We start from the raw sequence: 26871 nt of genomic DNA on the forward strand, positions 1-26871 counted from the left end.
GGGGGTCGTGCCGGCCGGCCCGCAGGTGCCGTACCGGCTGGTCGGGGCGTTACCGGGAGGCCGTAGCCTGTGCTGATCGTCACGGGACAGGTGGAGGGATGTCGTCATGGTGGCTGCTCCGGCACTCGCCGAGCTGCGCGAGGTGTGCCAGCCGCAGGCCAAGCTGCAGAGCCGCAACGGTGAGCACTGGGCGGGTCGGCTGTACATGCGGGCGATCTCGCTGCGGACCACCCGGCAGCTGGTCCGCACCTCGGTCTCGCCGAACACCCTGACCTGGGTGATGGTGGTGTGCGGGGTCGGCGGCGGCGCGGCCCTGCTGATCCCGGGCCCGACCGGCGCTGCGCTGGCGGCCGTGCTGTTCCAGCTGTTCCTGCTCTTCGACTGCGTGGACGGCGAAGTGGCGCGCTGGAAGCGCCAGTTCAGCATGGCCGGGGTGTACGTGGACCGGCTCGGCGCCTATCTGGCGGACGCCGCACTGATGATCGGCGCGGGTGTCCGCGCGGCACGCGGCGGTTCGGAGCTGTGGGTGTCGGCGGGTCTGGCGGCCGCGCTGGGCGTGGTGCTGCTGAAGGCCTCGACGGACCTGGTGGACGTGGCCCGCGCCCGCAGCGGTCAGCCGCCGGCGGACGAGGAGTCGACGCAGCCGCGTTCGCAGGGCATGGCGACGGCCCGTCGGCTCGCTTCGGTGTTCAAGATCCACCGGGTGACCAACGGCATCGAGGCCTCGCTGGTGCTGCTGGCGGCAGCCGTGGTGGATTCCGGGCTCGGCAACCTGGACGCGACGCGGGCGACGCTCGCGGGGATCACGGTGATCACCTGGGGCATGGTGGTCGCGCACCTGGCATCGATCCTGTCGTCCTCGCGGCTGCGCTGAGCACCCTGCCCCGCGGCGGCACGGCTGGGCGTCCTCCCGGCACCGCAGGCGAGGCGCCCCGGCAGCCGGGGTGAGTCGCTCCTCCCCCGCCCGGGGGAGGAGCGCCGCGAAGCCCGTCGCCGGGTGGACGCGGCGGGCCGGGGCCCGGCGGGAGGGTAGGGGCATGACGACGCCCCAGCCCTCCTCCGACACCCGACCCCCCTCCACCGCCGCTCGCTCCCTCGCCGTCGTGCCCGCGCCGCCCCGGTGGGCTGTGCGCGCCGCCCACGTCGCGGCCGTCACCGCGCTGCCGGCCGGGCTGTGGCGGCTCGGGCTGGTCGCGGGCTGGCACGGCGGGTACACCGACGCGGGGTACCGGGCGATGGGTTTCGGCGGGTGGGGCGCGGTGTGGCCGGTCTTCCTGAGCCTGTTCACGGAGGCGCTGGCTCTGCTCACCGTCGGACTGGTCCGCCCCTGGGGCACGGCGCCGCCGCGCTGGGTCCCGTTCGTCGGCGGGCGCCCGGTCGATCCTCGTGCGGTGGTCCTCGTGGCGTCGCTCGGCGCCGCCGGGCTGGCCGTGCTCTGGACGCCGTTCGCCGGGTGGTGGGCGATGCCGGGCACGGACATGACCCGGCTGGGCCACTTCCTGGTCGGCTTCCTCTACCTGCCCACCGTCGCCTGGGCCCCACTGCTGGCCGCCGTGACGGTGTCGTACCACCGCCGCCACCGGGTCGCGGCGACGGCGCCGCTCCCCCGCTCGACCTGACGGCCCGCCGGCATCGACGGACTCGGAGGCAGTGGCCCGCTGCCGACCGCTCCTGCACCGGCGCGCGGCGGAGCCCGGCCGTACGGCGACCGCGGACCGTACGGCGACGGCGCCGAGTCCCGCTAGCCCTTCTCGCCGCCCGCGTCCCCGCCCCCACCGTCGTTCCCGCCGCCACCGCCACCACCGGCACCGGGCACGGAGTCGTCCCCGGCGCGGCCGTGGGCGGCGAGGACGGTGTCGAGCAGGCCGGGAAAGCGTCGCTCCAGGTCGACCGTGCGCAGTGCGGAGAAGCGCCGGTTGGCCTCCTCGCGCTGGCTGATCAGGCCGGATTCGCGCAGCACCTTGAAGTGGTGACTGAGGGTCGAGGGCGCGACGTCCACCGGGAAGGTGCCGCAGGCCCGCTCGGGTTCGGCGCGCAGGACCCGGACGATGGTCATCCGGGTGGGGTCGGAGAGGGCGTGCAGGACGTCGAAGAGGTCGATCTCCTCGGTCGCGGGGTGGGCGAGCGCCGGTCGGCGGCGGGTGCTGCGAGGCATGGTCAGACCTACCTGATCTGCGATGTTCGACATCCATAGAAACGGCGTGGTACCACTGTGCCGCGTCAATTTCGTAGTTCGTCGAATATCGTATCGGAGGGGGACCGACATGCGTGCACTGGTGATGACCGCGCCCGGCGGAGGCGAGAACTCGCAGATCCGGGAGGTCGAGGCACCGCGCCCCGGACCGGGGCAGGTGGCGATCGACGTCGCCTACGCCGGACTGAACTTCGTGGACGTGATGACCCGCCGCGGCGATGCCGCGTACGCCACCGAGTGGCCGCACCGACCGGGCAAGGAAGTGGCCGGAACGGTCCGGGAGGTCGGCGAGGGAGTCACCGGCCTGGCCGCGGGCGACCGGGTCGTGGCCGCTCCGGTCGGCGCCGGGCTCGCGGAGGTGGCGGTCGCGGAGGCCGCGCTCACCGTGCCGCTCCCGGACCGCGTGGCGCTGCGCGAGGCCGCCGCCGTACCGCTCGGCCTGGCCACCTCGGTGCTGCTGCTGACCGACGCCGGCCGCTTCGACGCCGGTGACACCGTCCTGGTGCACTCGGCGGGCGGCGGGATCGGCCACGCCGTCGCCCAACTCGTCCCGCTGCTCGGCGGCGGCCGGTTGATCGGCACCGTCGGCCGGCCGGAGAAGGCCGCCGCCGCGATCGCCTCCGGCTACGACCACGCCTTCGCCCGCGACGAGGCACTGCCCGAAGCGATCCGGGCCGCCACCGGCGGCCGGGGCGTCGACCTCGTCCTCGACCCGCTGGGCACCGAGGCCCTGGAGCTCGACCTCGCCGTGGCCGCCCCCGGCACCCGGATCGTCCTGTTCGGCAACGCAGGCGGCGGAGCCGTCGCCGACCTGCCGCCGCTCGGGCGGCTGATGGCGGGCAACCTGACCGTCACCGGCTTCAGCCACCGCCTCCTGGCCGCCACCGCGCCGGAGCGCCTCGCCCGGGCCATCCGCCGGGCCGTCGACCTGATGGCCGACGGCGGCCTGAAGCTGCCGGTCACCGAACTGCCCGACCTGGCCGCCGTCCCGGCCGCCCACGACGCGATGGCGGACGGGCGGGCGACCGGGAAGTACGTGGTACGGGTGGCCGGTTGAGCCCACCGGGCGCCGCGGATCCGCGCGCCGCGAGCCCGCGCGCCGCGCAACCCTGACCGGCGCTCCGGGAACACCCGCAGGGCCTTGCACGGGAAGTCGGCCTCGCCGACTTCCCGTGCAAGGCCCCCGGCGTCGGATGCCGGGGGCCAGGGGCCAGGGATGCCGGGGGCATACCTCCCACCCGGCGCGCGTTGGGGGCGGGCATGACCAAGATTCTGGTGATCGGCGCAAACGGCAGTGTGGGCAGGCACGTTGTGGCCTCGCTGGCCGAAGGCGGCCACGAGGTACGGGCATTGGTGCGGGACCCTGCAAAAGCCCTGCTGCCCAAGGGAGTCGAGCCCGTGCAGGGCGATCTGACCGCACCGGAGAGCCTGGAGCCGGCACTGGCCGACGGGGTGCAGGCGGTCTACCTGATGTGGCCCGGGCTGCCCGTGGAGCCCCGGGTCGTCGAGCTGATCGCCCGGCACGCCGAGCGCGTGGTCTACCTGTCGGCGGACGTCGCCGACCTCGCGGACGACGAGCCGGCCGTGATCTTCCACCAGGAGATCGAGCGGATGATCCGCCGGTCGGGCCTGGGCTGGACCTTCGTACGGGCGATCGACTTCGCGGGCAACCTGCTCGCCTGGGCCGACCAGGTGCGGGAGGGCGTGGTCCGCTGGCCGTACGGGCAGGCGCGCCGTTCGTTGGTGCACGAGCGGGACATCGCGGACGTCGCGGTGCGGGCGCTCACCGAGGACGGGCACGACGGCGGCGCGTACGTGGTCACCGGGCCGCAGTCGCTCTCGCACGCCGAGCTGGCGCGGATCATCGGCGAGGAGCTGGGCACCGAGGTGCGGTGGGAGGAGCTGGCGCCGCAGACGGCCCGCGAGCGGCTGACGGCGGCCTGGGGGAACGCGGCGTTCGTGGACTCCCGGCTGCGGGCCTGGGAGTCGTTCACACGCGAGCCGGAGCGGGTGACCGACACCGTGGAGCGGGTGCTGGGACGGCCGGCGCGCGACTTCCGCAGCTGGGTGCGGGACCACGCGGCGGACTTCCGCTAGGCGCCCACCGTGCAGGTCGGGCCCAGCGCCGGACGGGCCAGGCTCAGCGACTCACCTCAGGAACCTCAGGCACCTCCGGGATCGCCGGCACCTCCAGCGCGTCCAGCCAGCGCAGCAGGCGGGCGCCCTCGCGGGTCATCACGTCCGGGTCGCGCAGGGCGTTGGCCAGCAGCGACATGCCCTGGTAGCCGGCGACCAGGGTGAGCGCCAGGTCGTCCGGATCGGGCAGGCCCAGCAGTCGGAACTGGCTCCCGACCCAGTCGAGCAGGCGCCGGATCACGGCGCCGGCCTCCGCGTCGAGGACCCCGTCGGCCCGCTTGTCGAGTTCGGCGGCGAGGGTGCCGGTCGGGCAACCGAACCGGGCGGCGACGTCACGCTGGTCGATCCAGGCCCGGACCAGCGCCTTGAGGCGCTCCCGCGGGTCCTCCGACCGCTCCAGCGCGTCGGCGAGTTCGTCCAGGTGCGCGCCGTGCTCGGACAGTGCGGCGCGGACCAGCTCGTCCTTGGTCTTGAAGTAGTAGTAGACGTTCCCGACCGGGACGTCCGCCTCGCGCGCGATGTCGGCGAGGGTGGTGCGCTCGACGCCCTGCTCATGGAGGACGCGGGCCGCGGCCGCGGCGAGTCGCCGGCGCTTCTGCGACGCCCGGACACGTCGATTCACTGAGTCAGTCACCCAACTGACTATAGACAGCCGCCGATGGCCGCATGCTACGGTCTTTCTAAGTCAGCCGACTAACTCACTTTGGAGGGGATCTCGATGATCACAGTGACGGGAGCCACCGGAAACATCGGGCGGACGCTGGTGGAGCTGCTGGCGGAGGCGGGCGAAGAGGTGGTGGCCGTATCGCGGCAGCCGCAGTCCGCCCCCGCACCGGCCGGTGTCCGATGGGCCCAGGGCGGCGTCGGTGACGCCGCGGGCATGCGGCCCGCGCTCGAAGGAGCCCGTGCGCTCTTCCTGCTGCTGGGCGGCGAGCTCAACAGTCGGGGCGAGAGCCCGAACGTCCTGCTGGACGCCGCCGCGGACGCCGGGGTCGAACGGATCGTCCTGGTCTCCTCGCAGGTCAGCGCCACCCGGCCGGACGCGCCGTCGCACGCCCGCCTGCGGGAGTTCGAGGCCGCCGTGCGCGGCTCCGGACTCGACTTCACCGTGCTGCGCCCCAGCGGGTTCGCCTCCAATGCCTTCGCCTGGGCCGAGACGGTCCGCGCCGGGCGCACGGTCCACGCCCCGTTCGGCGACGTGGCCCTGCCCGTCGTCGACCCGGCGGACATCGCGGCGGTCGCGGCGGTCGCGCTGCGCGAGGACGGACACGCGGGCCGCACGTACGAACTGACCGGCCCCGAGCCCATCAGCCCGCGTCGGCAGGCCGCGGCCCTCTCCGAGGCCCTGGGCGAGGAGGTGGCCTTCGTCGAGCTGTCGCGCGAGGAGGCCCACGCCCACCTGGCGCGGTTCATGCCGGAGCAGGCCATCCCCGGCACCCTGGACGTCCTCGGCGTCCCGCTCCCGGCCGAACTGGCGGTCAGCCCCGACGTCGCGGCGGTGCTCCGGCGCCCGGCCGCGCCGTTCGACGCGTGGGTCGAGCGCAACCTGCCCGCGTTCCGGTGACCGCCGCGGGTCACGGGAGGGCCCGCCCGACCGAGAAGCCGGGCGGGCGAGCCTCGGGTCGTGCTCGCTACGCGGCCGACCTGCGGGAACACGTCGAGGTCTCGCTCGCCGAGCACGACCCGGCCGACGAGGCCGCCGTCCGTCAGGTGCTGGAGCGGCTGGGCAGCCCCCGGCGCCTCGCCGACGCCGCGCTCGCCGAGGACGGACTGACCCTCCCCGAGCCGGAGAGCGCCCGCCGAACGAACGTGACGCTGCTCCTCGCGGTGCTCCCGCTCCCACTGCTGGTCGTCCCGGCCGCCGGGCCCGCGCTCGCGCTGGCCGCCGCCGTCACCGCCGCCGTCCGCGTCAGCAGGTCCCGGGCGTGGAGCCGCCGGCAGAAGAAGCCGGCCGCGCTCCTCCTGATCGCCCCTGTCCTGACCACGCCGCTGGCCGCCGTCGCCGTCGCCGCGACATCCTCGACGGGGCTGACCCCGGTCGGCGTGCTCACCGCGTGCGTCGTGGGCTTCAGCCCGGCGCCGGTCGCGGCGACGCTGCTGGCCCGCTCCGCCGCCCGACTGCGCGGCGTCGCCGCCACGGCCTGAGGCCGGTCGGGGCCGCGGCCGGGTCGTGCTCGGCGGGCCTTCACCGGGCCCGGCGGTGCCTGAACTCGGCCAGCCACTCCCGCACCTGGGCCTCGTCGTGCAGGTACGGCTCCCCGGGCCCGGACCGCAGGTCGATGCCGTACAGCCGGCTCAGTGCCCGCAGGGACGGTTCGTCCCAGTGCAGGTCGTCGTCCAGGTACCAGCGCCCGGCCCAGCGGTCGGCCTCGTCCCTGCTGACCCGGCCGTCCGCGACGGCGGCGAACCACCACTCGATCTCGTCCGGGCCGGGCCGCCCGGCACCACCGGGCGCATCCGCGCCCGTGCCGTCGCCGCTCACAGGTCGTCGGGCCCGGCGACCATGACGTCGGCGCAGAACGCTGAATCCATCTCGTCAGTATGGCGGTGCGACCGTCGCGGATCGAGAACGGCTTGATCGCATCGCTGCCGAACCATCCGAGCGCAAGGCGGTTTTCCGATGAGCGGAGCCCGGGTAGTGACGAAGGCGTTCGCACCCGCACCGATCACATCCGCGGTGCGGCAGTGCGACTCTGACGACCACTCAATGGAAGGCATTGCCATGATCCGGAACCTCCGGAACGCCCTCGCCGTCCTCTTGACCGCCGGCGCCCTCGGCGCCGCCGCGGCTCCCGTCGCCACCGCCGCGGAACAGGCGCAGCCCGTGGCCGGGGTGCAGGCACAGGTCCGCAACCCGAAGACGGTCAAGGCCGACGCCTACAACCAGGCCCGCAGCATCCTCGCCAACGCGGGCAGCCAGACCGCCGCCAAGTCGCACCCGGTCCACGGCAAGAACGACGTCCCGGTCTCCTACGGCACCGGCCTGCTCGCCTCCGCCCGGGACGAGTTCCGCGCGGCGGACAAGAACCTTCCCGCAGGCCAGAAGAAGTCCGACATGTCGGTCCCCCACTACAACGCCATCCACAACGCGGCGAACGTCATGGGCATCGACCGCTGGTAGCCACCCCGCTCCCCGGCCCCCGCGCGGCGGCACCGCCTGCGGGGGCCTACCCCTCCTGGAAGCGGAACCCCAGGGCGTGGACGAGGTCCGACACCAAGCCCTCGGCGAGCGGGTCGGCTTCGCGCTCCAGCACGGCGTGCACCTCGGCTCCGTCGGGCCTCAGGCCGATGGACGCGGCCCAGGCGGCCGCGCGGGGCGCGACCTCGGCGGGCTCGCCGAGCCACTTCGCGGGCACCTCGTAGTCCAGCGCCATCTCCCGGGGGAAGGCGCAGTGCCAGTCCAAGCCGCCGGGGCCGAAGGCCTGCGCGAAGACGAAGTCGCTGTCGAGGACGTGCATCACGAGCACCGGAGTACCGGTCTCGGCCACGATGTCGGTGGCCGTCTCCACCGGTCGGCCCGTCTGCAGGATCCGCCAGTCACCGTCCGCGGCCTCCCGCTCGGGCAACACCTCCTCCGCCCGCACCGCCGCCAGTTCGACCAACGGACGCGTGGAGCGCGCCACCACGAAAGCCCCGGAGAATCCCATGGCCGGTGACGATAGCGCCGCCCACCGACAAGCACTCCCTACCGGCGGGTGACCTCCGGCTCACCCAGCCGGCCGTCCCGCTTCACCGGGTACTCCCTGATCTCGTTCCTCGTGATCACCGTGATCCGGTTCGACCCGGACCACTCGGCCCGCAGGAAGCCGTCGCCGTCGTCCCAGGTGCCCAGGTTCCAGTGGCGGGCCGTCCAACCGCTGCCGGTCAGCAGCTCCACGCGGTAGACCGGGTCGATGGAGAAGGCCATGTCGGTGATGGTCAGGACGTGCTCGGGGTTGCCCGGATCGGGCTTGCGCTCCATCAACCGGCCGTCGCCGCCGAGGAAGTAGGTGACGGCACCGATGGCCACCGAGACCATGATGAGCGGGGACAGGATGGCGGCGCAGCCGAGCTGCGCCCACCGCTCTCGGAACTCGAACTGGACCAGCATCGACACCATGAGCATCACCGCTGCCGCCCCGAGCAGCAGCACCGGGTGGTTCAGCCAGCGCTCGACCTCCACCAGCCCGCCCGAGCGGGAGGCTTGGTGGCCCGACAGGTAGGCCAGGAACGCTACCAGCGCCGCCCCCCTGAACCACCACTCGATCCGTCTGTGCCACGCGACCGCTGCCATGTGCTCCCCCTGGGTGAACTTTTGCCCGGACTTTACTACGGGCACACCCTGCGGCCCGGGCGACGGTGGTTCCGTCACCCGGGCCGCGGCCGCCGGCCGTACCCCCGTCACCGCCGGTGGAAGACGCTCCGCGACCAGAAGTAGCCGAGCAGCGTCAGTCCGGTGCACCAGGCGAGGGCGCTCCACCCGCTGGTGCCGATCCCGGTGCCCGTCAGCAGGCCCCGCAGGGTCTCGATGATCGGCGTGAAGGGCTGGTACTCGGCGAACCAGCGCAGCACCGTCGGCATGGAGTCGGGCGGGACGATCGCGCTGCCGATGAAGGGCAGGAAGGTCAGCGGCAGCGGCGTGTTGCTCGCGCTCTCCGGGGTCTTGGACACCAGCCCGATGCCCGCCGATATCCAGGTCAGCGCCAGCGTGACGAACATCAGCAGGCCTGCGGCCGCCAGCCACTCCAGCGGCCCGGCACTCGACCGGAACCCCATCGCGAAGGCCGCGCCGATCACCAGCAGCAGCGCGATCATCGTCTGGACCACGCTGCCGACCACGTGTCCGGCGAGGAACGCCGACCGCGAGATCGACATCGTCCGGAAGCGGTTGACGATGCCCTCCGTCATGTCGACGCAGACACCCACCGCCGTGGCGACCGAGCCCGCTGTCGCCGTCATCAGCACGATCCCCGGCGTCACGTAGTCGATGTAGCTGCCGCCCCCGATCCCCGCTCCCAGCGCGCCCCCGAAGGCGTAGTTGAAGAGCGCCAGCATCATCACCGGCATCACCACGACCGAGAAGGTCATCGCCGGGTACCGCTGTGCGCGCTTCAGGTTGCGGCGCAGCATGGTCAGCGAGTCGCTGACCGCGTAGCTCGTCGTCGCGCTCATCGCGCGCCCTCCCCGGTGAGCGTGAGGAACACGTCGTCCAGATCGGCCGTCTCCACGACCAGCGACTCGGCCCGTACGGAGGCGTTGTCGAGGGCGTCCAGCACGGCCTTCACCGTGAGGACGGAGTTGTCCCCCGGGATGTCCAGCCGCAGTGCCTCGGTGTCGGCGGCGGCGTAGTCGAACAGTGCGGTGGCGGCGGCCAGTTGGCGGGCGTCGGCGAACTGGAGCCGGATCCGCCCGCCGGGGACGATCCGCTTGAGCTCCTCGGCGGTGCCCTCGGCGACGATCCGCCCACCGTCCAGGACGGCTATCCGGTCGGCGAGCTGGTCGGCCTCGTCCAGGTACTGGGTGGTGAGGAAGATCGTCACCCCGTGGTCGGCGACCAGTCCGCGGATGATCTCCCACATCGTGCGCCGGCTGCGCGGGTCCAGCCCGGTGGTCGGCTCGTCGAGGAAGATCACCTCCGGGTCGCCGACCAGGGTCATCGCCAGGTCGAGCTTGCGCCGCATGCCGCCGGAGAAGGTGGCGACGGGCTTGCGTGCCGCGTCGGTGAGCTCGAAGGTCCGCAGCAGGTCCTCGGCCCGCCTCCGCCCCTCCCGACGGCGGAGGTGGTTGAGGTCGGCCATCAGCATCAGGTTCTCCTCGGCGGTGAGGAGGTTGTCCACGGCCGAGAATTGGCCGGTCACCCCGATCGCCTTCCGCACTCCGTCTGCCTGCCGGGCCACGTCGTGTCCGGCCACCCGGGCCGAGCCGCCGTCGGCGGGGACCAGGGTGGAGAGGATCTGCACGGTGGTGGTCTTGCCGGCGCCGTTGGGCCCGAGCAGCGCGAACACGCTGCCCGCCGGGATGTCCAGGTCGATGCCCTTGAGGACGGCCTTGTCACCGTAGGACTTGGTCAGCCCGACGACGGAGATCGCCGCCATCAGGCCCTCCGGATGGTGATGCTGCCGACCTGGGTCTGACCGCGGACCTCGACGGTCTCCCGGGCCTCGCCCGGGCCCTCGGCCGCACCGAGGGTGTTGCGGACGGCACCGAACTTGCTGTGCACGTCGAGCCAGGCCGCCGTGCCCTCCGCGATGCCGACCTCCACGTCCCCGACGCCGGACTGCACGGTGACCTTGCCACGGACCACCCGGCCGATCCGGATGTGGCCGTTCGCCGTCTTGGCGTCCACTCCCGCCCCGGCGTCACCGACGTGGATCCGGCCGTTGGAGGCGTTGGCCGCCAGCTCGCCGTGGACCTCGTCGATCTCGGTGTCGCCGTTGCTGTTCTTGACCGTGAGCCGGCCCTCGACGGTGCCGACCTCGATCCGGCCGGCCCCGAACACCTCGGCGTCGCCGGTGGCCGCGCCGAGCCGGATGTCCCCGTGGTCGGTCTTGAGCCGCACGTTCTCGGCCCGGTCGACCTGGATCCGGCCCATGGAGGCCTTCACCCGGCAGTCGCCGAGCGGGCCCTCGGTGACGAAGTCCGCCATCGGCGACTCGGCGTGCACCGCGGAGCCGGCCGGCAGTTCGACGACGACCTCGATCGAGCCCTTCTTGTTGGAGAACACGGTGCGCTGCTTGGGGCCCTTGATGGTGAGCCGACCGCCGGAGAAGTCGACCTGGGTCAGCCCGGCGGCCTTGATGTCGGCGTCCCTGGCCGCGTTGGCGGGGCGGATCTCGACCGCGGTGTCGGTGCGCTTGCTCGCGCGGATCCACACCGAGCCGATCTCGAACTCCAGGGTCGCGGAGATCGGTCCGTCGGTCTCGTACGTAGGCATGGCTGTCCCGTCCTCTTGGCTCGTATAGGTGTTCCCGCTGGTCGGAGCGGGGGTGACGTCGAAGGTGCAGGGGTGTGGGTGGTGCGCAGGCGTCAGTGGACCCAGCCGGTGAAGCCCTGGCCGCCGACGCCTCGCGGGGCTCGGGCGCCGGGGTCGGCGACCGGGCGGGCCGGCTGGCGGGCGCCTTCCAGAGCGCCGGCGACGGCCCGGACCAGCCAGGCGTTGAGGGAGACGCCCTCCTGTCCGGCGGCCTCCTCCGCCCGGGCCTTGAGGTTGGCGGGCAGGCGCAGGTTGATCCGGGCGGTGCCGCTCTCGTCCGACTCCGGCACCGCCGGCGCCACCGATGGCACCACGGGCGGCACCGGTGGCACCGCCGTCGGCGCGTCGCCGTGGAAGCCGTCGGAGCCAGGCGGTGCGGTCACCACGAACTCCGGGTCGAGCCCGCGCAGGCGCACGTCCACCGAGCCCGGCGCGAGGTCGCGGGTGACCTCGCCCATGGCGGCCGAGAGCGCGTTGAGCAGGGTGAGCCGCACGGCCGACTCCAGCGGGAGCGTCAGCCGGTCGGCCAGCGCACGGGCGTCGTCCCCGCCGGCGGCAGCGGCCACCGCGAGCTCGTTCCGGAGGTTTTCGACGTACGGCGTGAGATCCATGGCTCAAGCATGGCACGGGAGTGGCGCCATGTCGAGTCATTTGTGGCACCACTTTGGCACCACCGGTCGGAGGGGTGTGGCGCCGGACGTGAACCACCCCACCGAAACGCGAACCGCCCCACCGAACGTGAACCGCCCCGCCGACCGAGGTCGACGGGGCGGTTCACGACGGGGCCGTCGGCCCCGCGGGGAGGGTCAGCGCTGCCAGCCCGCCAGATAGGCGTCGATCTCGCCGACCAGCCGGGCCTTGCCGGCCGTGTCCAGGAAGGAGGCCTCGACCGCGTTGCGGGCCAGACCCGCCACCCCGGCCTCGTCCAGGCCCAGCAGCCGCGCCGCCACCGCGTACTCGGTGTTGAGGTCGGTGCCGAACATCGGCGGGTCGTCGCTGTTGACCGTCACCAGCAGGCCCGAGTCCACCATCTGCTTGATCGGGTGCCCCTCGATCCGCTCCACGGCCCGGGTGGCGATGTTGGAGGTCGGGCAGACCTCCAGCGGGATCCGGTGCTCGCCCAGGTAGTCGAGCAGTGCCGGGTCCTGGACCGCCTGGGTGCCGTGCCCGATGCGCTCCGCACCGAGCTCCCGGATGGCGTCCCAGACCGTCTGCGGCCCGGTGGTCTCGCCCGCGTGCGGGACGCTGCGCAGGCCGGACGCCCGCGCCCGGTCGAAGTACGGCTTGAACTGCGGGCGCGGCACGCCGATCTCCGGGCCGCCCAGGCCGAAGCTGACCAGGCCCTCGGGGGCCAGCTCGGTGGCCAGCCGGGCGGTCACCTCGGCCGACTCCAGACCGGCCTCGCCCGGGATGTCGAAGCACCAGCGCAGCACGACGCCGAGCTCCTTCTCGGCGCGCAGCCGGGCGTCCTCGATCGCCTCCATGAAGGCGACGTCGGGGATGCCGCGCTTGACCGAGGAGTACGGGGTGATGGTCAGCTCGGCGTACCGGATGTTCTGGCGCGCCATGTCCTCGGCCACGCCGTAGGTGAGCGCCCGGACGTCCTCGGCGTCGCGGACCAGGTCCACCACGCTCAGGTACACGTCGATGAAGTGCGCGAAGTCGGTGAAGGTGAAGTACTCGGCGAGCGCCGCCGGGTCGGTCGGCACCTTGGACTGGCCGGCGTGCCGGGCGGCCAGTTCGGCGACGACGCGCGGCGAGGCCGAGCCGACGTGGTGGACGTGCAGTTCCGCCTTGGGCATCCCGGCGATGAACGCCTCGATGCCGCTGCTGCTACCGGTGTTCCCGGTGGGGTTTCCGATCCGACTTCCGTCCGGCTGGACCACGGCGGTGCCCTTCTTCCTTCTCCGCGCCTCTACGCGCGTTCCGACTGTGCTGGCAAGCATAGGCCGACTCCCGGCTCATCCTCCGAGCGCGACCGCCACGGTGTGGATCAGCAGCCCGGCCAGGGCGCCGACCACGGTGCCGTTGATCCGGATGAACTGCAGGTCGCGGCCGACGTTGGCCTCGATCTTGCGGGAGGCCTCGTCGGCGTCCCAGCCCGCCACGGTCTCCGAGATCAGCGAGGTGATCTCGGCCCGGTAGGTGTCGACCAGGTACTGCGCGGCGTCCTGCACCCAGCCGTCCACCTTGGCCTGCAGCTTGGGGTCGGTGGCCAGGCGCTCGCCGAAGCGGCGCACACCCTCGCGGATGCGCCGGCGCAGCTCGCTGTCCTCGTCCTCGGCCGCGCCCATCACCAGGCCGCGCACGGCCGCCCAGGTGGAGTTGATCAGCTCCTGCACCTCGGGGCGGCCCAGCAGCTCGCCCTTGGCCCGCTCGACCCGGGCGATGGTCTCCGGGTCGGTCTGCAGCTCGGCCGCGAAGTCGACGAGGAAGTTGTCGATCGCGCCGCGGGCCGGGTGGTCGGGGTCGTCCCGGATGTCGGTGACGAAGCGCAGCAGCTCCTTGTAGACCCGCTCGCCGACCTGGTGGTCGATGAACCTGGGCGTCCAGCCCGGCGTCTTCTGGGTGACCTTCTGCACCACCTCCTCGTGGTTGGCGGTGAGCCAGCCGTGCGCCCGGACCGCCACCAGGTCCACCACGCCGTGGTGCCCGCCGTCGGCGACCACCTTGCCGAGCATCCGGCCCATCGGCTCGGCCACCGAGGTCGCGGCCGCCCGCCGGGTCACCGCCTCGGCGACGACCGCCCGCACGTCGTCGTCGCGGAGCACGGCGAGCAGGCCGCGCAGCGCCGCCGAGGCCTCCTTGGTGACCCGCTCGGCACTGCCCGGCGCGGCCAGCCACTCCCCCAGCCGGCGGCCGATGCCGAGCGCCGCGAGGCGCCCGCGCACCACCTGGCCGGAGAGGAAGTTCTCGCCGACGAAGTCGCCCAGCGAGCGGCCGAAGGCGTCCTTCTTGGTTGGGATGATCGCGGTGTGCGGGATCGGCAGGCCGAAGGGGCGGCGGAACAGCGCGGTCACCGCGAACCAGTCGGCCAGCGCGCCCACCATGCCCGCCTCCGCGGCGGCCGCCACGTAGCCGGCCCAGGCACCGGCACCGGCCGCCTCGGCCCAGGTGGAGAGGGCGAAGACCAGGGTCGCGAAGGCCAGCAGGCCGGTCGCGATGGTCTTCATCCGGCGGACGCCGCGTCTCTTCTGCTCGTCGGCCGCGGTGAACCGGAACCCGGGGCCGGTCCCGCGGAAGGCATCGTCACTCACCCCGCCAGTCTGCCCGGTACCCGGCGCGTACGGGGGCGTCCCCCGCGATCACGCGCCCCGGGACCGCTCCCGGCCGCCGTGCGGGCGGCACGGCGGCCGGGAGGCGCGGGCGGCGCGGGCGGCGCGCCGCTCAGCCGATCGCCACCTCGGCGTACATCCGGGCGATCACGTCCTCGATGGCCGGCTCACGCACCGACAGGTCCACCAACGGGTACCGCTCCGCGACCGCCGCCACGATCGGCGCGGCGCTCTGCTGCGCGGGGAAGGCCAGCCACTGGCGGGGCCCCTCGACCTTGACCACCCGCGCCCCGGCCACCTCGATCGGGGCCCGGGACTCGGCGAGGTCCACCACCAGCGTCCGCTCGCTGCGCCCGGTGGTGTGCAGGCCCTCCAACCCGCCGTCGTACACCACCCGGCCGTGGTCGATCACCATGACCCGGCCGCAGAGCTGCTCGATGTCGGTCAGGTCGTGGGTGGTGAGCAGCACGGTGGTGCCCCGGTCGCGGTTGACCTCGCGCAGGAACTCACGCACCTTGCCCTTGCTGACCACGTCCAGGCCGATGGTCGGCTCGTCCAGGTAGAGCACCTGAGGGTCGTGCAGCAGTGCGGCCGCGAGGTCGCCGCGCATCCGCTGGCCGAGCGAGAGCTGGCGCACGGGGGTGTCCAGCAGGCCCGCCAGGTCGAGCAGTTCGACGCAGCGGTCGAGGTTCTCGCGGTACCGCGTGTCGGGGATGCGGTAGATCCGGCGGGCGAGTTCGAAGGAGTCGCGCAGCGGGAGGTCCCACCAGAGGGTGGTGCGCTGCCCGAAGACGACGCCGATCCGACGGGCCAGCGCGACGCGTTCGCGGGCCGGGTCGACCCCGGCCACGCGCAGCCGCCCCGAGCTGGGGACGAGGATGCCGGTGAGCATCTTGATGGTGGTGGACTTGCCGGCCCCGTTGGGCCCGATGTAGCCGACGCACTCGCCGGCGTCGACGGTGAAGCTGAGCCCGTCCACCGCGCGCACCTCGCGCTTGGTGCGGCTGAACCGGCCGGCGCGGGCCCGTACGGTGAAGCTGCGCCGGACGTCCTGGAGTTCGATCAGTGCCATGGGAGCTCCTCGAAGGCGACGGGGGTTTCAGCTGCCGGTGCCGCGGTAGGCGCGCAGCCCGGCGCGCCAGGCGAGCCCGGCGGCGGCGACGCAGACCGCGGCGGCGACCGGGGAGGCGTACTGGAAGGCGGTGGGCAGGCCGAGCGGATCGGGCCGGCCGAGAATGCGCAGGGCCGGCAGCCAGTTGACGAAGGCCAGCGGGACGCCGAAGACCACTCCGGCGACCAGTTCCTTGGCGAAGATCGTCGGCGGGTAGTGGAGCAGTGTCGCCCCGCCGTAGGTGAAGGAGTTCTGGATCTCCTTGGACTCGCCCCACCAGAACTGGACGGTGGCGCCGCCGATGTAGATCGCGCCGAAGATGACGCTGCCGCAGACCAGCAGGACGGGCACCAGCAGCACCCGGTCCCAGGTCCAGTGCACGTCCAGGGCGGCCAGCGACCAGACGAGCACCACCGCGGCCTGCAGCGGCCGGCCGAGCCGGCGCAGCGAGAAGCGTTCGGCGCACAGCTGGGAGAGCGCGGGCGCGGGGCGGATCAGCATGGTGTCCAGCGTGCCGTTGACGATCCGTACGCCGAGGCCGTCGGCCGAGCCGACCAGCAGGTTGGCGACGCCGAGGGAGAAGGTCGCGGTGGCGTAGAGGAAGGCGATCTCCGGCAGGGTCCAGCCGCCGAGGCGGTCGGTGTGCCGGAACATGATCACCAGCACGACGAAGTCGAGGGAGTGGGTGACCAAGCTCGCCAGCAGGTTCAGTGCGAACGAGGCCCGGTAGGCCATCATCGAGCGCATCCACATCCGCGCGCACAGCCACCAGGAGCGGACCGCCCAGGCGGTGCGGGGGGCGAGGCGCTCCCGCACGGGCGGCGGCCCGGCCGCGCGGTGTCCGTCCGTGCGGGGCCCGGCCACGAGGTGCTCAGCCACCCTGCACCACCACCCGGCGGGTCGCGAGCCACTGTGCGCCCCGCCCGGCGGCGAGCAGCGCGGCCGCCCAGGCGAGCTGGAAGCCGAACGCGCCGAGCAGCCCGCCGCCGCTCGCGCGCTCCAGGAAGACGTCCGTCGGCACCTTGATCAGTGCCGCCCAGGGCAGCACCGCGCCGAGGTCGCCGAGCAGGCCGGGGAACAGCGCGATGGGCAGCAGCATCCCGGAGAAGAACATCGAGACCACCAGCATCACCGCGCGCACGCCCTCGGAGTCGTGCAGCCAGAAACCGGTGATCGAGACCAGGAAGCGCAACCCGAAGCTGACCACCACCGCGAGCAGCACCGAGAGCAGGAAGAACACCCAGGTCAGCGGGTGTTCGGGCATCCGGGTGCGGAACACCAGGGCGCCCACGAGCAGCGGCACGGTGCCGCGGACCAGCAGCTGGAAGGCGGCCCGGCCGAGGTCGCCGGCCAGCCACCAGCCCTGGAAGTCGACCGGGCGGTAGAGGTCGACGGCGATGTCCCCGCTGCGGAAGCGGTCCTGGAGGTCGTCCTGGAAGCCGCCGCCCCACACGGCGACGGTGACCAGCAGACCCTGGCTGACCCAGATGTAGGTGACGGCCTGGCTCTGGTCGTAGCCGCCGAGGTGGGGGCGGGCCTGCCAGAGGGCGAGGAAGGAGGAGGCGAGGATGATGCCGAAGACGGTGTTGGTGAAGGTGCCGGCCAGGGTGGCGGCCCGGTAGGTGGAGTAGCGGCGGAAGGCGCCGCGGGCGACGGCCGCGTACAGCCCGAGGGAGGCGGCGAGGGCCGCCCCGGGATCGGGGGGCCGCGCCTCGACGGGGGCAGCGTTCAGCATATTGTCTCCTTGTCGACAAATACGGGCACAGAGGTGCCCGCACGCGTCCGCGCACACCCCAGCGGCTCCGACCGGCCGAACCCGGGGGTACCGGGCCGGCCAAGCGGAGCTGACGAAGTGGGCGCGCTATGAAGTTCGCATCTTTCACCGTACCTCCGGGCACCCACGCCCGCACCCGGTTTTCCGGCAGTCGCAACGGCACCCGCAACAGCCCACGCAACAGCCCCCGCACCCCGGCGCGAGAAGCAGCAGCCGAAGCACACAACAGCGCACGTCAGCCGCCCGCACACCGCTGATCCGACGTCAAATAGCACATAATCACGGCATGACCTTGAGCACCCGACGCCAGGCCAAACGGGCCGCCCGCCGCGAGGCCCGCCGCGCCCTCCCGCTCTGGCGCCGGCTCCTGCCCACCTGGCGCATCACCCTCGGCACGCTCACCGCACTGTTCCTGCTCGCCGTCGGCAGCTTCGCCGTGCTCTACGTCATCGTCCCCGTACCCGACCCCAACGCCCACGCCGTCGCCCAGAACAACATCTACCTCTACGCCGACGGCACCACCGAGATCGCCCGCACCGGCGCCGTCAACCGCACCGACGTCACCATCGACCAGATCCCGCTGCACACCCAGCAGGCCGCCGTCTCCGCCGAGGACCGGACCTTCTACCAGAACCGCGGCATCGACCTGAAGGGCATGATCCGAGCCGGCTGGAACACCCTGACCGGCAAGGGCATGCAAGGCGGCTCCACCATCACCCAGCAGTACGTCAAGAACTACTACCTGACCCAGAGCCAGACCATCGAACGCAAAGGCCGCGAACTCCTCATCGCCCTCAAGGTCGACCAGCAGCGCGACAAGAAGGACATCCTCGCCGGATACCTCAACAGCAGCTACTACGGCCGCGGCGCCTACGGCATCCAGAGCGCCGCCCACGCCTACTACGGCGTCGACGTCTCCGGCCTCACCCTCACCCAGAGCGCCTACCTCGCCTCCCTCCTCCAGGCCCCCAGCCTCTACGACGTCAAAACCGCCACCCCCGCCAACCGCGAAAAAGCCGTCGCCCGCTGGAACTACACCCTCGACGGCATGGTCCAACTCGGCTTCCTCACCACCGCCGACCGCGCCGCCGCCACCTTCCCCGACCCGATCGACCCCCAGCCCACCACCGGACTCTCCGGCCAGGCCGGCTACCTGGTCGGCGTCGCCGACGACTACCTGATCTCCTCCGGCACCATCGACGCCGCCACCCTCAAGGCCGGCGGCTGGCGCATCACCACCACCTTCGACAAGCCCCGGCAGGACGCCTTCGCCAAGGCCGTCCAGGACGAACTCGCCGGCGACCTCGACCCCAGGTCCCGCCCCACCACCGACACCGACGTCCGCGTCTCCGGCGCCTCCGTCGAACCCGCCACCGGCCGCGTCGTCGCCGTCTACGGCGGCCCCGACTACGCCAAACAGCCCTACAACGACGCCCTGCGCCAGGACAACCAGATCGGCTCCACCTTCAAACCGATCGACCTCGCCGCCGGCCTCCTCGCCCAACACACCCTCGACGGACGCCCGATCACCACCGAGTCCCACTACGACGGCACCAGCGAACGCCCCGTCACCGGCGGCCCCACCCCGTACGCACCACCCAACGAGGACGACACCGACTACGGCAACATCACCCTGCGCTACGCCATGGTGAAGTCCGTCAACTCCGTGTACGCGCAGGAAGGCGTCGACGCCGGACTCGCCCGCGTCCGGGACACCGCCGTCAAACTCGGCATCCCCGACAGCGTCCGCGGCATGGACCCGGCCAACACCTCGATGACCCTCGGCACCGCCACCCCCAGCGCCCTCGACCTGGCCGGCACCTACGCCACCCTCGCCAACCACGGCCAGGCACACACCCCGTGGTCCGTCCTCAAACTCGAACGCGTCGCCCCCGGCGGCGCCATCGACGTCCCCAAGATGCCCGAACACAACCCCACCGACGCCGTCGAACGCACCGTCGCCGACTCCGTCACCGACGTCCTGCGCGACGTCGTCAGCCCCCGCGGCACCGGCGCCGCCGCCCTCGACCTCGGCCGCCCCGCCGCCGGCAAGACCGGCACCACCGACTCCAACCTCTCCGCCTGGTTCGCCGGCTACACCCCCGAACTCACCACCACCGTCGGCCTGTTCCGCGAGAACCCGAAAACCCACGCCAAGGAACCACTCGCCGGCACCGCCGGACTCACCCGGATCAACGGCGGCACCATCCCCACCAAGATCTGGACCGCCTACATGACCGCCGCCCTCGACGGCACCCCCACCCAACAGTTCGACCTACAGAGCGGACACGACACCCCCGGCACCGACACCTGGCCCACCACCGCCGACAGCACACCCCCGGGCACCGGCGCCACCCCGCACCCCGGCCCCGCAGCACCCAGCGCCACCATCCCCGGACTCATCACCACCGTCCCCACCCACGCCCCCAGCGCACCCCCCGCCGCCACCGGCAACCCCGCACCCGGCCCGACCGCGCCCAGCCCGCCGGCCCCCCAGCCCACCGCCACCCACGAACAACCCAGCCCCACCACCAGGCCCACCCAGACCCCACCGCCCAAGCCCACCGACCCACCCACCGCCACCGGCGGACCCGCCACCCACCCCGCGGCGACACCCACCCCGTGAACCGGGCGGACTACCGCGCCGCCACCAACTCCTTCTCCACCGGCGTCCGGAACCGCGGCGTCACCCGCACCTCCCCCAACCAGCCCGCCAACCGCTCCGCCTCCGCCGCGACCGCCCGCTCCGCCTCACCCCCGACATCCCGGAACAACCGCCACACCAGCTCACCGTCCGCCCGCTGCGCCCAGCCGCCCACCACCTCGCCGCACCACCACACCGTCGGCCCGGCGTTCCCCGCCCGGTCGAACAGCGACGGCACGTCCTCCGGCCGCAGGTACCAGTCCCGCCCCCGCCAACCCATCACCGCCGGGTCCAGCGCGGGCAACAGCGCCGCCCACGGCTCCGGCTCCGCCACCGGGGCGTCATCGCCCGCCAGCACCAGCCCGGCCGCACCGCCCGCCAGCTCCACGTCCAGCACACCGACGTCCGCCAGCGCCTTGCGGACGTCCCCCAGCGTCCAGCCCGTCCACCACTTCACGTCCTCGACCGTCGCCGGACCGTACGCCGCCAGCCAGCGGCGCACCACCTCCGCCTTCGCCTCCCGCACCGCCACGTCCGGCCACTGCGGCATCAGCGCCCACGGATAGCTGCTGCTCAACCACGAACCGCGCGGACGGCAGCGGCGCACGTGCCCGTCCGAGGCCAGCAACCGCAGCAGCCGGCTGCCCACGCTCTGCTTCGCCTCGTACGCCTTGCCCGCCGACATCAGCATCGTCTCGCGCAACTGCGGTACGTCCTCGCCGAGTTCCTTCGTCGTCGCCTCACCCCGCGCCGCGAGCGCGGCCAGCACCTCGCGCTCCGTCACCGCCAGCCGCGCCTCGTCCCAGCCCTCCGCGTGGTCCCGCAGGTGCTTCAGCAGCGTCGCCCGCTCCTTCGCCGCGATCGCCCGCGCCGCCGCCGAACTCACGAACGGGGCGAAGCCCTCCGTCACCGCGAAGATCGTCCGCCGCATCGACAGCAGCTTCACCAGCGAGACGTCCTCGTACAGCGCCCGGTCCACCTCCGCCGCCGAAGGCTCGGCCAACCGCGCGCACGCCGACAGGTACACCGTGGCCGCGTCCGTCGCGTGCAACCCGACCACCGCGTCGGCCACGTCCTCCACCCGCGCCACCCGCACCGAGGGCGCCAACAACTGCCGCCGGCCCAACCGGGCCCGACGCTCCCCGTCACCCATCACCGGCACACGCCTCGTCATGCCGGGACCCTAACGCCTCCCACCGACACGACCGGTCCGGCGCTCCCGGCCGCCACCTCTGCCGCCGGCCCGCGAACCCCGCGAGCAACGGCGACGTCCGCCCCTGCCGCCCACGCCGGACAGACCTGGTGGGTCACGGCCGGTCGGCCGAAGCCCCTCGCACCGGGCCGGCGGGCGTCCAGCGGGCCGGCCGGAACCGGTCCACGACCGTCCACTCCGGTCCGAGCTCCCGTCGCAGTGCCTCCAGCGCGGCCCGGGCAGCGTCGTCGAAACGGACCGCCTCGTCCCGCGACCACGGCGACGAGCCACCCGGGTCGTCCCAGTCCAGCGAGGACTGGAACCAGGACGACAGCCCGTCCAGTTCGGCCGCGAGCCCGGCACTGATCGGCAGCAGGCCGAGCTCCGCCGGGTAGCCGTACGGGCTGTCCACGTCGTCCGGCCACAGCGCCGTGCCGACCACACCCGCCTCGAAGAAGTAGCGCAGGCGCCGACCGGTCACGGGCAGAGACCGGTCACGGGCAGAGACCGGTCACAGGTTCAGCCCGATCACAGGTACAGCCCGGTCACAGGTACAGCCCGGTCGAACCCTCGGTGTCACCGAACCGCGCGGCCGCGACCGCGTGCAGGTCACGCTCGCGCAGCAGCACGTAGGTGGCGCCGCGGACCTCGACCTCCAGCTTGTCCTCCGGGTCGTACAGCACCCGGTCGCCCGGCTCCACCGCGCGCACGCTCTGGCCCACCGCGACCGCCTCGGCCCAGGTGCAGCGCTTGGACAGCTCCGCCGTCGCCGGGATCAGGATGCCGCCGGTCGAGCGGCGCTCGCCCTCGGCTCCCTCGATGCGCACCAGCACGCGGTCGTGCAGCATCCGGATCGGCAGCTTCTCGCCCAGCCGGTCGTGCCGGGCGGCCTCGTGCTGATGGTCGGAGTGGGTCTCGTCGTTCGTGCTCACGATCCCGAAGGTACCGCCCCCGGGCGCGGAGCGTGACGCTGGCCCGGCACGCGGAAGGCCGGGCGCGCACCGCGCCCGGCCTCCGCCCGCGTTCCGCGGTCCGCGTCAGCCCTTGCGGCGCTTGCGCGACGAGGCGACCAGCAGCACCAGGCCCACCCCCACCAGCGCCGCCGGGACGATCCGCTCCCGGCGCGGCCGGCCCTTCTCGTCCACGAACTGCGCCTTGACCTTGTCCACCATGCCGCTGGCGGCCACGTACGCCCGGCCGGCCCGCTCCTCGACGGCGGCCGCCGCCTTGGCCTTGACCTGCGCGGAGATCGTGCTCGGGTGAACGCGCACGGCCAGCTCGTCCAGGGTCGTCGCCAGCCGGTCGCGGGCGCTCGCGATGTCCGCCTCGATCTGGGCGGTCGTCCGCGCCGACTTGTCCTGCGTGCTCGCCTCGCCCACTCGGGCCACCCCATTCACTTGCCGATGTCGATCCGTGCGATCGGTTGCGCTCTGTGCGACTGACCCAGTGTGTCAGCTGCCGCGCACGGTCGCGCGGCCCCACCCACCATCGGGGGTAAGTTTGCCGTGGTACGACCGCCCGCCCCAGCAGCACGCACCAGGAGAGTCCACCCATGACTGAGCGTCTCCAGCCCGGCGACACCGCGCCCGCCTTCAGCCTGTCCGACGCCGACGGCAACCAGGTCTCCCTCGCCGACCACGCGGGCCGCAAGGTCGTCGTCTACTTCTACCCCAAGGCGCTCACGCCGGGATGCACCAAGCAGGCCTGCGACTTCACCGACAACCTGGAGGTCTTCGCGGGCGCCGGCTACGACGTCATCGGCATCTCGCCGGACCAGCCGGAGAAGCTCGGCAAGTTCCGCGAGACCGAGAACCTCAAGGTCACCCTGCTCTCCGACCCGGACAACAAGGTCCTGGAGGCGTACGGCGCCTACGGCGAGAAGCAGAACTACGGCCGCACCTACCAGGGCGTGATCCGCTCCACGGTCATCGTCGACGAGCAGGGCAAGGTCGAGCGCGCGCTCTACAACGTCAAGGCCACCGGCCACGTCGCCAAGCTGCTGCGCGACCTCAAGATCGAGGCCTGAACCGGCCGGCCGGGAACGCCCGGCAGGCCCGGAACGCAGCGGTGGCGGCACGCCCCCCGACCGGGTGCACCGCCACCGCCGTCCCTCACCTCGGCGGACCGCTGTCGGCTCAGCAGGTCCCGAGGTCGCTCCAGACTCCCCACGCACCGCTCGCCGCGGGGTCGTCGCCCTTGGTCCACCACTTGTTCTGGTAGTAGTGGCCCTTCCAGGACACCTTGGTGGGCGTCGCGTAGGTGGTGCCCGCGTCCCAGCCCGGCGCACCCGCGCACCCGGCCGGCGGGGTGGTGGGAGGCGTGGTCGGCGGGGTGGTCGGCGGCGTCGTGGGAGGCGTCGTCGGCGGGGTGGTGGGAGGCGTGGTCGGCGGGGTCGTGCCGCCGTCCGTCGCGCCGCGGGTCAGGTCACCCTTGATCCCGTACAGCGTGCCGCCCACGTTGACCGTCCAGTTCGACGGCGTGGACACCGGCAGGTAGTAGACGAAGTCCATGTCCACCGACGCGCCCGGCGCCAGCGACTGCCAGCCCGGCAGCTTGACCGACACCCGGTTGTAGGTGCCCTTCAGCCCGCCCGCGTTGCCCGGGCCCGGGTTGTCCTGCCTGATCACCTGCAGCCCGAAGCCGGACTGGTCCTTGGCGTTGCCCGGGGCCGAGTTGGCGTAGTCGAACTGGAACTCGGTGCCGCCCGGCAGGGTCAGCGTCGAGTTGTTGACGATGTGCAGCTTCGGGTTGATCGGGTAGTTCGAGTCGCCCAGCGCGAAGTTGGTGAACGACACGTCGACCGGCAGGGTCTGCTGCGGCAGCGCGACCGTCGAACGGGTCGCACCGTACGGGGCCGCCGACTTGAACTTGTCGTACATCAGCGACGTCAGCGTCGAACCGGGCACGTACTCGCCCTTGCCGCCGTTCGCGGTGGCGTCCCACCGGTAGTCGCCCGCGAGCTCCCAGATCATCGCGCCGCCCGCGCCCTGGTCGACGATGTAGTCCGCCTTGGCGCCCACCGACTGCTCGTCCTCGGTGGAGAGGAACACCTTCTTGGTGTCGTTCCACAGCCACGGCGCCACCAGCGAGGAGCTGTAGTTGCGGGCGTAGGTGCCCTGCAGTGCGGTGTCCGTCACGCCGTACTTGGCGAGGTAGTCGGGCAGGATGCCCTTCTCCAGGTTCTTGGCGTGCCACATCGGGTTCGACCCGGCCGGGGACTCCTTGCCCGCGTCGTCCTTGTCGTTCCAGATGTTGTCGATGCCGACCGCGCCGTCACCGCACGAGGTCAGGCCGGAGCCGACCGGACAGGTGGTCGCGGACGCCGTGCCCCAGAGGCCGTTGGTACCGCCCTGGACGTTCTTGAAACCGCGGGTGTAGTACGGCAGGCCGACGTTGATCCGCCCGCCGGGCATCGCCCCGCGGAAGTAGTGGTACGACCAGTCGGCGTTCAGGTAGCCGATCCCGCCGTACTGCCCGGTGCCGTAGACGTTGGCCGCCGCCAGCTCGCCGTCCTTGCCGTCGTCGAACAGCGAGGCGTTCGGCCCGACGTACTTGTTCCAGGCTCCGTGCAGGTCGTACGACATGATGTTGACGTAGTCCAGGTACTGCGCCACCTGGAACGTCTCCATGCCGCGCAGCAGGTAGCCGGACGACGGCGCCGCGACGGACAGCAGGTAGTGCTTCCCGTCGGCGGCACCGGCCTTGTCCAGGCTCTCCCGCAGCGTCTTCATCAGCGCCGCGTAGCCCTTGGCGAGCGAGCCGCGCTTGGAGTTGGCGAGCTGCCAGTCCAGCGGGTTGCCGGCGTCCTTCATCGAGGTCGGGTACTCGTAGTCGACGTCGACGCCGTTGAAGCCGTACTTGCGGATGAAGTCGACGGACGACGCGGCGAAGGTGTCGATGCCCGCCTGGTTGACGCTGCCGTCCGGGTTGACGGTCATCGAGTAGAAGCCGCCGGAGTCCACCCGCTTGCCGTCGTCCCCGAAGTAGCCGCCCGTCTCGGTCCAACCGCCCACCGAGATCAGGGTCTTGACGTTCGGGTACTGCTTCTTGAACTTCGTCAGCAGGTTGAAGTGACCCTTGTACGGCAGCGTCGGGTCCAGCTCGGCACCGGGCACGCCCGGGAAGGAGATCCCGGTGGCCTCGTTCGTCGGGCCGTCCGTGCCGACCGACAGCTTGTTGTCGCCGCCGACGTGCCCGAAGGCGTAGTTGAGGTGGGTGACCTTGCCCCAGGGGACGTCGCTCACCAGGTACGGCTGGTCGCCGTTCTTGCCGGTGCGCCAACCGGTGAAGTACCCGATGATGCGGCGCTGGTGGTCCGCACCCATCTTCTCGCGCCCGCCGGTGTCGTAGACGGAGCAGTACGGGACGTCCACCCCGGGGGTCCGGTACAGCCCGTCGGGCCGGCAGGCCGCGTTGTCGACGGCCGCCGACGCCTGCGAGGGCGCCGCACCCAGCGTCGCCATCAGCAGCCCGGCCAGGGACGCCGCGGCCAACGAGGCCACGCCCGCCCGGCGCACCGGACTCTTGTGACGGCGGGTGGCGGCGGTGGGACGCCGCTCCGCCGTGCTTCGGATCAACACTCGGTCCTCCAGGAGAGAGTGTCGGCGCGTGCCTGTGGGGGAGCACGCACGTGGGGGATTGCAATTGGCGCAGAAGCTATGTGGTCTGAACCACATAGGTCAATAGGTCTGTACCAATTGGTAATCAGCAGTCAAACATCACAGGTCGGGCCCCCTCGACAACCAGTCGGCCGGTGGCCGAAACCCGCCCATCCGTAACCTCTTCACCTGCCGCTCGTTGACCGCCCGGGAGGAAGGGGTCCACCAGCCCACACAGGGGGACGCCCATGCCGGTCGAGTACACCCGCGAACTACTGGCCTCTCTCGCGGCCGAGTCCAGCAGCGTCAACGAGATGGCGTGCAGACTCGACATGTCAACGACGTGCGGTGCCCATGACTACCTGAACAAGCGACTCCGGCGCCGAGGCATCGACACCACACACTTCGACCAGGGCAGATGCTGGTCACACTCGACCGCGAGCCGAGCGAGTACAACCGCAAGTACCTGCGACAGAGGATCAAGGCGTTCGGGATCGACACCTCCCACTTCACGGGGCAGGCCCACGGACGGGGCAAGCACGCGCTCACCAGACTTCCCGCCGACCAGCTCCTCGTCCGGCGCCCCCAGGGGGCCAAACGACTCCCCGGCTCACGGATCCGCAGCGCGCTGGCCGAAATCGGCCGACCGGAGCTCTGCGAGGACTGCGGCACGGGCCCCGCGTGGCGCGGCAGGCCGATGACGCTGGAAGTCGATCACATCAACGGCGACTGGTCCGACAACCGGCCCGACAACCTCCGGCTGCTCTGCCCGAACTGCCACTCCGTCACTCCGACCTACTGCAGGCGGAAGAAGGCGTCCACACCGCCGCGCTGAATCGCGCTGTCCCCGCCTCGGCCGAAGCCCTAGACTGAAGGCCATGCGGCCTTGGCGTAACCGGCAGCCGCGCGGGTTTTAGATGCCCGTGGGAGTAATCCCGTGAGGGTTCGAGTCCCTCAGGCCGCACCAGCCTTGGAATCGAAGGCCCACCCGGAGG

At 72.5% G+C, this 26871-nt stretch carries 29 protein-coding genes and 1 tRNA gene; 11 read left to right on the forward strand and 19 right to left on the reverse strand.

The genetic code is table 11. The annotated features are described in order from the left end of the window. The first annotated feature begins 106 nt into the window (after positions 1-106). Both ACZ7KX_RS28265 and ACZ7KX_RS28270 read left to right on the forward strand, forming a co-directional pair. A complete protein-coding gene (locus ACZ7KX_RS28265; protein ID WP_470328919.1) occupies positions 107-874 on the forward strand; it encodes a CDP-alcohol phosphatidyltransferase family protein in 768 nt (255 codons plus the stop codon). A 163-nt stretch (positions 875-1037) separates the two neighbouring features. Next, a complete protein-coding gene (locus tag ACZ7KX_RS28270) occupies positions 1038-1619 on the forward strand; it encodes a hypothetical protein (RefSeq protein WP_470328920.1) in 582 nt (193 codons plus the stop codon). Positions 1620-1741: 122 nt separating this feature from the next. Here the strand turns inward: ACZ7KX_RS28270 and ACZ7KX_RS28275 are convergent, their stop codons facing one another. Further along, complete coding sequence (locus ACZ7KX_RS28275) at positions 1742-2155, reverse strand: ArsR/SmtB family transcription factor (protein ID WP_470328921.1); 414 nt, start codon at positions 2153-2155, stop codon at positions 1742-1744. Between the two features lie 109 nt (positions 2156-2264). Between ACZ7KX_RS28275 and ACZ7KX_RS28280 the strand changes: the two genes are divergently transcribed. Further along, positions 2265-3251: a quinone oxidoreductase family protein gene (locus ACZ7KX_RS28280; protein ID WP_470328922.1), complete on the forward strand. Its 987-nt coding sequence runs from the start codon at positions 2265-2267 to the stop codon at positions 3249-3251. A 203-nt stretch (positions 3252-3454) separates the two neighbouring features. Continuing rightward, the gene (locus ACZ7KX_RS28285; RefSeq protein ID WP_470328923.1) at positions 3455-4291 is read left to right on the forward strand and encodes an NmrA family NAD(P)-binding protein; all 837 of its coding nucleotides are present in this window, start codon (positions 3455-3457) and stop codon (positions 4289-4291) included. Between the two features lie 43 nt (positions 4292-4334). On the opposite strand, the gene ACZ7KX_RS28290 is transcribed toward ACZ7KX_RS28285, so the two are convergent. After that, positions 4335-4964 carry a TetR/AcrR family transcriptional regulator gene (locus ACZ7KX_RS28290; protein WP_470328924.1) on the reverse strand — a complete coding sequence of 210 codons (630 nt, stop codon included), beginning with the start codon at positions 4962-4964 and terminating at the stop codon, positions 4335-4337. An 84-nt stretch (positions 4965-5048) separates the two neighbouring features. On the opposite strand from ACZ7KX_RS28290, the gene ACZ7KX_RS28295 reads away from it, so the two are divergent. Continuing rightward, complete coding sequence (locus tag ACZ7KX_RS28295) at positions 5049-5894, forward strand: SDR family oxidoreductase (RefSeq protein WP_470328925.1); 846 nt, start codon at positions 5049-5051, stop codon at positions 5892-5894. Next, positions 5891-6475: a hypothetical protein gene (locus tag ACZ7KX_RS28300; RefSeq protein WP_470328926.1), complete on the forward strand. Its 585-nt coding sequence runs from the start codon at positions 5891-5893 to the stop codon at positions 6473-6475. The genes ACZ7KX_RS28295 and ACZ7KX_RS28300 overlap by 4 nt, the downstream gene beginning before the upstream one ends. 40 nt (positions 6476-6515) lie before the next feature. Here ACZ7KX_RS28300 and ACZ7KX_RS28305 read toward each other — a convergent pair whose 3' ends face one another. Further along, positions 6516-6812 (reverse strand): hypothetical protein, encoded by a 297-nt coding sequence (locus tag ACZ7KX_RS28305; protein ID WP_470328927.1) that lies wholly within the window; start codon positions 6810-6812, stop codon positions 6516-6518. A 240-nt stretch (positions 6813-7052) separates the two neighbouring features. On the opposite strand from ACZ7KX_RS28305, the gene ACZ7KX_RS28310 reads away from it, so the two are divergent. Then, the gene (locus tag ACZ7KX_RS28310; RefSeq protein WP_470328928.1) at positions 7053-7451 is read left to right on the forward strand and encodes a hypothetical protein; all 399 of its coding nucleotides are present in this window, start codon (positions 7053-7055) and stop codon (positions 7449-7451) included. A 46-nt stretch (positions 7452-7497) separates the two neighbouring features. Here ACZ7KX_RS28310 and ACZ7KX_RS28315 read toward each other — a convergent pair whose 3' ends face one another. The 11 genes from ACZ7KX_RS28315 to ACZ7KX_RS28365 all read right to left on the reverse strand — a co-directional run bounded on the left by ACZ7KX_RS28315 (position 7498) and on the right by ACZ7KX_RS28365 (position 17403). Next, positions 7498-7977 (reverse strand): hypothetical protein, encoded by a 480-nt coding sequence (locus tag ACZ7KX_RS28315; RefSeq protein ID WP_470328929.1) that lies wholly within the window; start codon positions 7975-7977, stop codon positions 7498-7500. 38 nt (positions 7978-8015) lie between these two features. Next, positions 8016-8603: a hypothetical protein gene (locus ACZ7KX_RS28320; RefSeq protein WP_470328930.1), complete on the reverse strand. Its 588-nt coding sequence runs from the start codon at positions 8601-8603 to the stop codon at positions 8016-8018. A 107-nt stretch (positions 8604-8710) separates the two neighbouring features. Beyond that, positions 8711-9481, reverse strand: coding sequence for an ABC transporter permease (locus ACZ7KX_RS28325; RefSeq protein WP_396550599.1), 771 nt, complete (start codon positions 9479-9481; stop codon positions 8711-8713). Next, positions 9478-10404: an ATP-binding cassette domain-containing protein gene (locus ACZ7KX_RS28330; RefSeq protein WP_470328931.1), complete on the reverse strand. Its 927-nt coding sequence runs from the start codon at positions 10402-10404 to the stop codon at positions 9478-9480. The genes ACZ7KX_RS28325 and ACZ7KX_RS28330 overlap by 4 nt, the downstream gene beginning before the upstream one ends. Continuing rightward, positions 10404-11243 carry a DUF4097 family beta strand repeat-containing protein gene (locus tag ACZ7KX_RS28335; RefSeq protein WP_470328932.1) on the reverse strand — a complete coding sequence of 280 codons (840 nt, stop codon included), beginning with the start codon at positions 11241-11243 and terminating at the stop codon, positions 10404-10406. The genes ACZ7KX_RS28330 and ACZ7KX_RS28335 overlap by 1 nt, the downstream gene beginning before the upstream one ends. Before the next feature lie 92 nt (positions 11244-11335). Next, on the reverse strand, positions 11336-11893 hold the full coding sequence (locus ACZ7KX_RS28340) for a YlcI/YnfO family protein (protein WP_470328933.1): 558 nt from the start codon (positions 11891-11893) through the stop codon (positions 11336-11338). Positions 11894-12088: 195 nt separating this feature from the next. Then, on the reverse strand, positions 12089-13228 hold the full coding sequence (locus ACZ7KX_RS28345) for an adenosine deaminase (protein ID WP_470328934.1): 1140 nt from the start codon (positions 13226-13228) through the stop codon (positions 12089-12091). A gap of 15 nt (positions 13229-13243) precedes the next feature. Then, positions 13244-14539: a DUF445 domain-containing protein gene (locus tag ACZ7KX_RS28350; protein WP_470328935.1), complete on the reverse strand. Its 1296-nt coding sequence runs from the start codon at positions 14537-14539 to the stop codon at positions 13244-13246. Between the two features lie 130 nt (positions 14540-14669). Continuing rightward, positions 14670-15629 (reverse strand): ABC transporter ATP-binding protein, encoded by a 960-nt coding sequence (locus ACZ7KX_RS28355; RefSeq protein ID WP_396550593.1) that lies wholly within the window; start codon positions 15627-15629, stop codon positions 14670-14672. 27 nt (positions 15630-15656) lie between these two features. After that, positions 15657-16547, reverse strand: coding sequence for an ABC transporter permease (locus tag ACZ7KX_RS28360; RefSeq protein ID WP_470328936.1), 891 nt, complete (start codon positions 16545-16547; stop codon positions 15657-15659). Beyond that, a complete protein-coding gene (locus tag ACZ7KX_RS28365) occupies positions 16540-17403 on the reverse strand; it encodes an ABC transporter permease (protein ID WP_470328937.1) in 864 nt (287 codons plus the stop codon). Before ACZ7KX_RS28365 ends, ACZ7KX_RS28360 begins: the two co-directional genes overlap by 8 nt. A 325-nt stretch (positions 17404-17728) precedes the next feature. Here ACZ7KX_RS28365 and ACZ7KX_RS28370 point away from each other — a divergent pair, with 325 nt between their 5' ends. Continuing rightward, positions 17729-20068 (forward strand): transglycosylase domain-containing protein, encoded by a 2340-nt coding sequence (locus tag ACZ7KX_RS28370; protein WP_470328938.1) that lies wholly within the window; start codon positions 17729-17731, stop codon positions 20066-20068. A gap of 10 nt (positions 20069-20078) precedes the next feature. Here the strand turns inward: ACZ7KX_RS28370 and ACZ7KX_RS28375 are convergent, their stop codons facing one another. The 4 genes from ACZ7KX_RS28375 to ACZ7KX_RS28390 all read right to left on the reverse strand — a co-directional run bounded on the left by ACZ7KX_RS28375 (position 20079) and on the right by ACZ7KX_RS28390 (position 22657). Then, complete coding sequence (locus ACZ7KX_RS28375; RefSeq protein ID WP_470328939.1) at positions 20079-21260, reverse strand: winged helix DNA-binding domain-containing protein; 1182 nt, start codon at positions 21258-21260, stop codon at positions 20079-20081. 133 nt (positions 21261-21393) lie between these two features. Continuing rightward, positions 21394-21759 (reverse strand): hypothetical protein, encoded by a 366-nt coding sequence (locus tag ACZ7KX_RS28380; protein WP_470328940.1) that lies wholly within the window; start codon positions 21757-21759, stop codon positions 21394-21396. Positions 21760-21823: 64 nt separating this feature from the next. Then, complete coding sequence (locus tag ACZ7KX_RS28385; RefSeq protein WP_402805227.1) at positions 21824-22126, reverse strand: GroES family chaperonin; 303 nt, start codon at positions 22124-22126, stop codon at positions 21824-21826. A gap of 189 nt (positions 22127-22315) precedes the next feature. Further along, positions 22316-22657, reverse strand: a complete 342-nt coding sequence (locus ACZ7KX_RS28390; protein ID WP_470328941.1) for a DUF3618 domain-containing protein — start codon at positions 22655-22657, stop codon at positions 22316-22318. 173 nt (positions 22658-22830) lie between these two features. Here ACZ7KX_RS28390 and bcp point away from each other — a divergent pair, with 173 nt between their 5' ends. Then, positions 22831-23304: a thioredoxin-dependent thiol peroxidase gene (gene bcp / locus ACZ7KX_RS28395; RefSeq protein ID WP_350521819.1), complete on the forward strand. Its 474-nt coding sequence runs from the start codon at positions 22831-22833 to the stop codon at positions 23302-23304. A gap of 109 nt (positions 23305-23413) precedes the next feature. Here bcp and ACZ7KX_RS28400 read toward each other — a convergent pair whose 3' ends face one another. Continuing rightward, entirely contained in the window at positions 23414-25858 is a 2445-nt protein-coding gene (locus ACZ7KX_RS28400; RefSeq protein WP_470328942.1) for a chitinase C-terminal domain-containing protein, read from the reverse strand. 436 nt (positions 25859-26294) lie between these two features. Between ACZ7KX_RS28400 and ACZ7KX_RS28405 the strand changes: the two genes are divergently transcribed. Next, on the forward strand, positions 26295-26711 hold the full coding sequence (locus ACZ7KX_RS28405; protein WP_470328943.1) for an HNH endonuclease signature motif containing protein: 417 nt from the start codon (positions 26295-26297) through the stop codon (positions 26709-26711). A 45-nt stretch (positions 26712-26756) separates the two neighbouring features. Continuing rightward, a tRNA-Leu gene (locus ACZ7KX_RS28410) sits at positions 26757-26843 on the forward strand. The last annotated feature ends 28 nt before the right edge of the window (positions 26844-26871 follow it).

The organism is Kitasatospora sp. NPDC038210 (genome assembly GCF_055600605.1).

What these genes read in the sequence shown, in the direction of transcription:
- ACZ7KX_RS28265 (WP_470328919.1), top strand. Translation starts at nt 107, where the DNA reads ATGGTGGCTGCTCCGGCACTCGCCGAGCTGCGCGAGGTGTGCCAGCCG.
- ACZ7KX_RS28270 (WP_470328920.1), top strand. Translation starts at nt 1,038, where the DNA reads ATGACGACGCCCCAGCCCTCCTCCGACACCCGACCCCCCTCCACCGCC.
- ACZ7KX_RS28275 (WP_470328921.1), bottom strand. Translation starts at nt 2,155, where the DNA reads ATGCCTCGCAGCACCCGCCGCCGACCGGCGCTCGCCCACCCCGCGACC.
- ACZ7KX_RS28280 (WP_470328922.1), top strand. Translation starts at nt 2,265, where the DNA reads ATGCGTGCACTGGTGATGACCGCGCCCGGCGGAGGCGAGAACTCGCAG.
- ACZ7KX_RS28285 (WP_470328923.1), top strand. Translation starts at nt 3,455, where the DNA reads ATGACCAAGATTCTGGTGATCGGCGCAAACGGCAGTGTGGGCAGGCAC.
- ACZ7KX_RS28295 (WP_470328925.1), top strand. Translation starts at nt 5,049, where the DNA reads ATGATCACAGTGACGGGAGCCACCGGAAACATCGGGCGGACGCTGGTG.
- ACZ7KX_RS28310 (WP_470328928.1), top strand. Translation starts at nt 7,053, where the DNA reads ATGATCCGGAACCTCCGGAACGCCCTCGCCGTCCTCTTGACCGCCGGC.
- ACZ7KX_RS28315 (WP_470328929.1), bottom strand. Translation starts at nt 7,977, where the DNA reads ATGGGATTCTCCGGGGCTTTCGTGGTGGCGCGCTCCACGCGTCCGTTG.
- ACZ7KX_RS28320 (WP_470328930.1), bottom strand. Translation starts at nt 8,603, where the DNA reads ATGGCAGCGGTCGCGTGGCACAGACGGATCGAGTGGTGGTTCAGGGGG.
- ACZ7KX_RS28325 (WP_396550599.1), bottom strand. Translation starts at nt 9,481, where the DNA reads ATGAGCGCGACGACGAGCTACGCGGTCAGCGACTCGCTGACCATGCTG.
- ACZ7KX_RS28330 (WP_470328931.1), bottom strand. Translation starts at nt 10,404, where the DNA reads ATGGCGGCGATCTCCGTCGTCGGGCTGACCAAGTCCTACGGTGACAAG.
- ACZ7KX_RS28335 (WP_470328932.1), bottom strand. Translation starts at nt 11,243, where the DNA reads ATGCCTACGTACGAGACCGACGGACCGATCTCCGCGACCCTGGAGTTC.
- ACZ7KX_RS28340 (WP_470328933.1), bottom strand. Translation starts at nt 11,893, where the DNA reads ATGGATCTCACGCCGTACGTCGAAAACCTCCGGAACGAGCTCGCGGTG.
- ACZ7KX_RS28345 (WP_470328934.1), bottom strand. Translation starts at nt 13,228, where the DNA reads ATGCTTGCCAGCACAGTCGGAACGCGCGTAGAGGCGCGGAGAAGGAAG.
- ACZ7KX_RS28355 (WP_396550593.1), bottom strand. Translation starts at nt 15,629, where the DNA reads ATGGCACTGATCGAACTCCAGGACGTCCGGCGCAGCTTCACCGTACGG.
- ACZ7KX_RS28365 (WP_470328937.1), bottom strand. Translation starts at nt 17,403, where the DNA reads ATGCTGAACGCTGCCCCCGTCGAGGCGCGGCCCCCCGATCCCGGGGCG.
- ACZ7KX_RS28370 (WP_470328938.1), top strand. Translation starts at nt 17,729, where the DNA reads ATGACCTTGAGCACCCGACGCCAGGCCAAACGGGCCGCCCGCCGCGAG.
- ACZ7KX_RS28375 (WP_470328939.1), bottom strand. Translation starts at nt 21,260, where the DNA reads ATGACGAGGCGTGTGCCGGTGATGGGTGACGGGGAGCGTCGGGCCCGG.
- ACZ7KX_RS28385 (WP_402805227.1), bottom strand. Translation starts at nt 22,126, where the DNA reads ATGCTGCACGACCGCGTGCTGGTGCGCATCGAGGGAGCCGAGGGCGAG.
- bcp (WP_350521819.1), top strand. Translation starts at nt 22,831, where the DNA reads ATGACTGAGCGTCTCCAGCCCGGCGACACCGCGCCCGCCTTCAGCCTG.
- ACZ7KX_RS28405 (WP_470328943.1), top strand. Translation starts at nt 26,295, where the DNA reads ATGCTGGTCACACTCGACCGCGAGCCGAGCGAGTACAACCGCAAGTAC.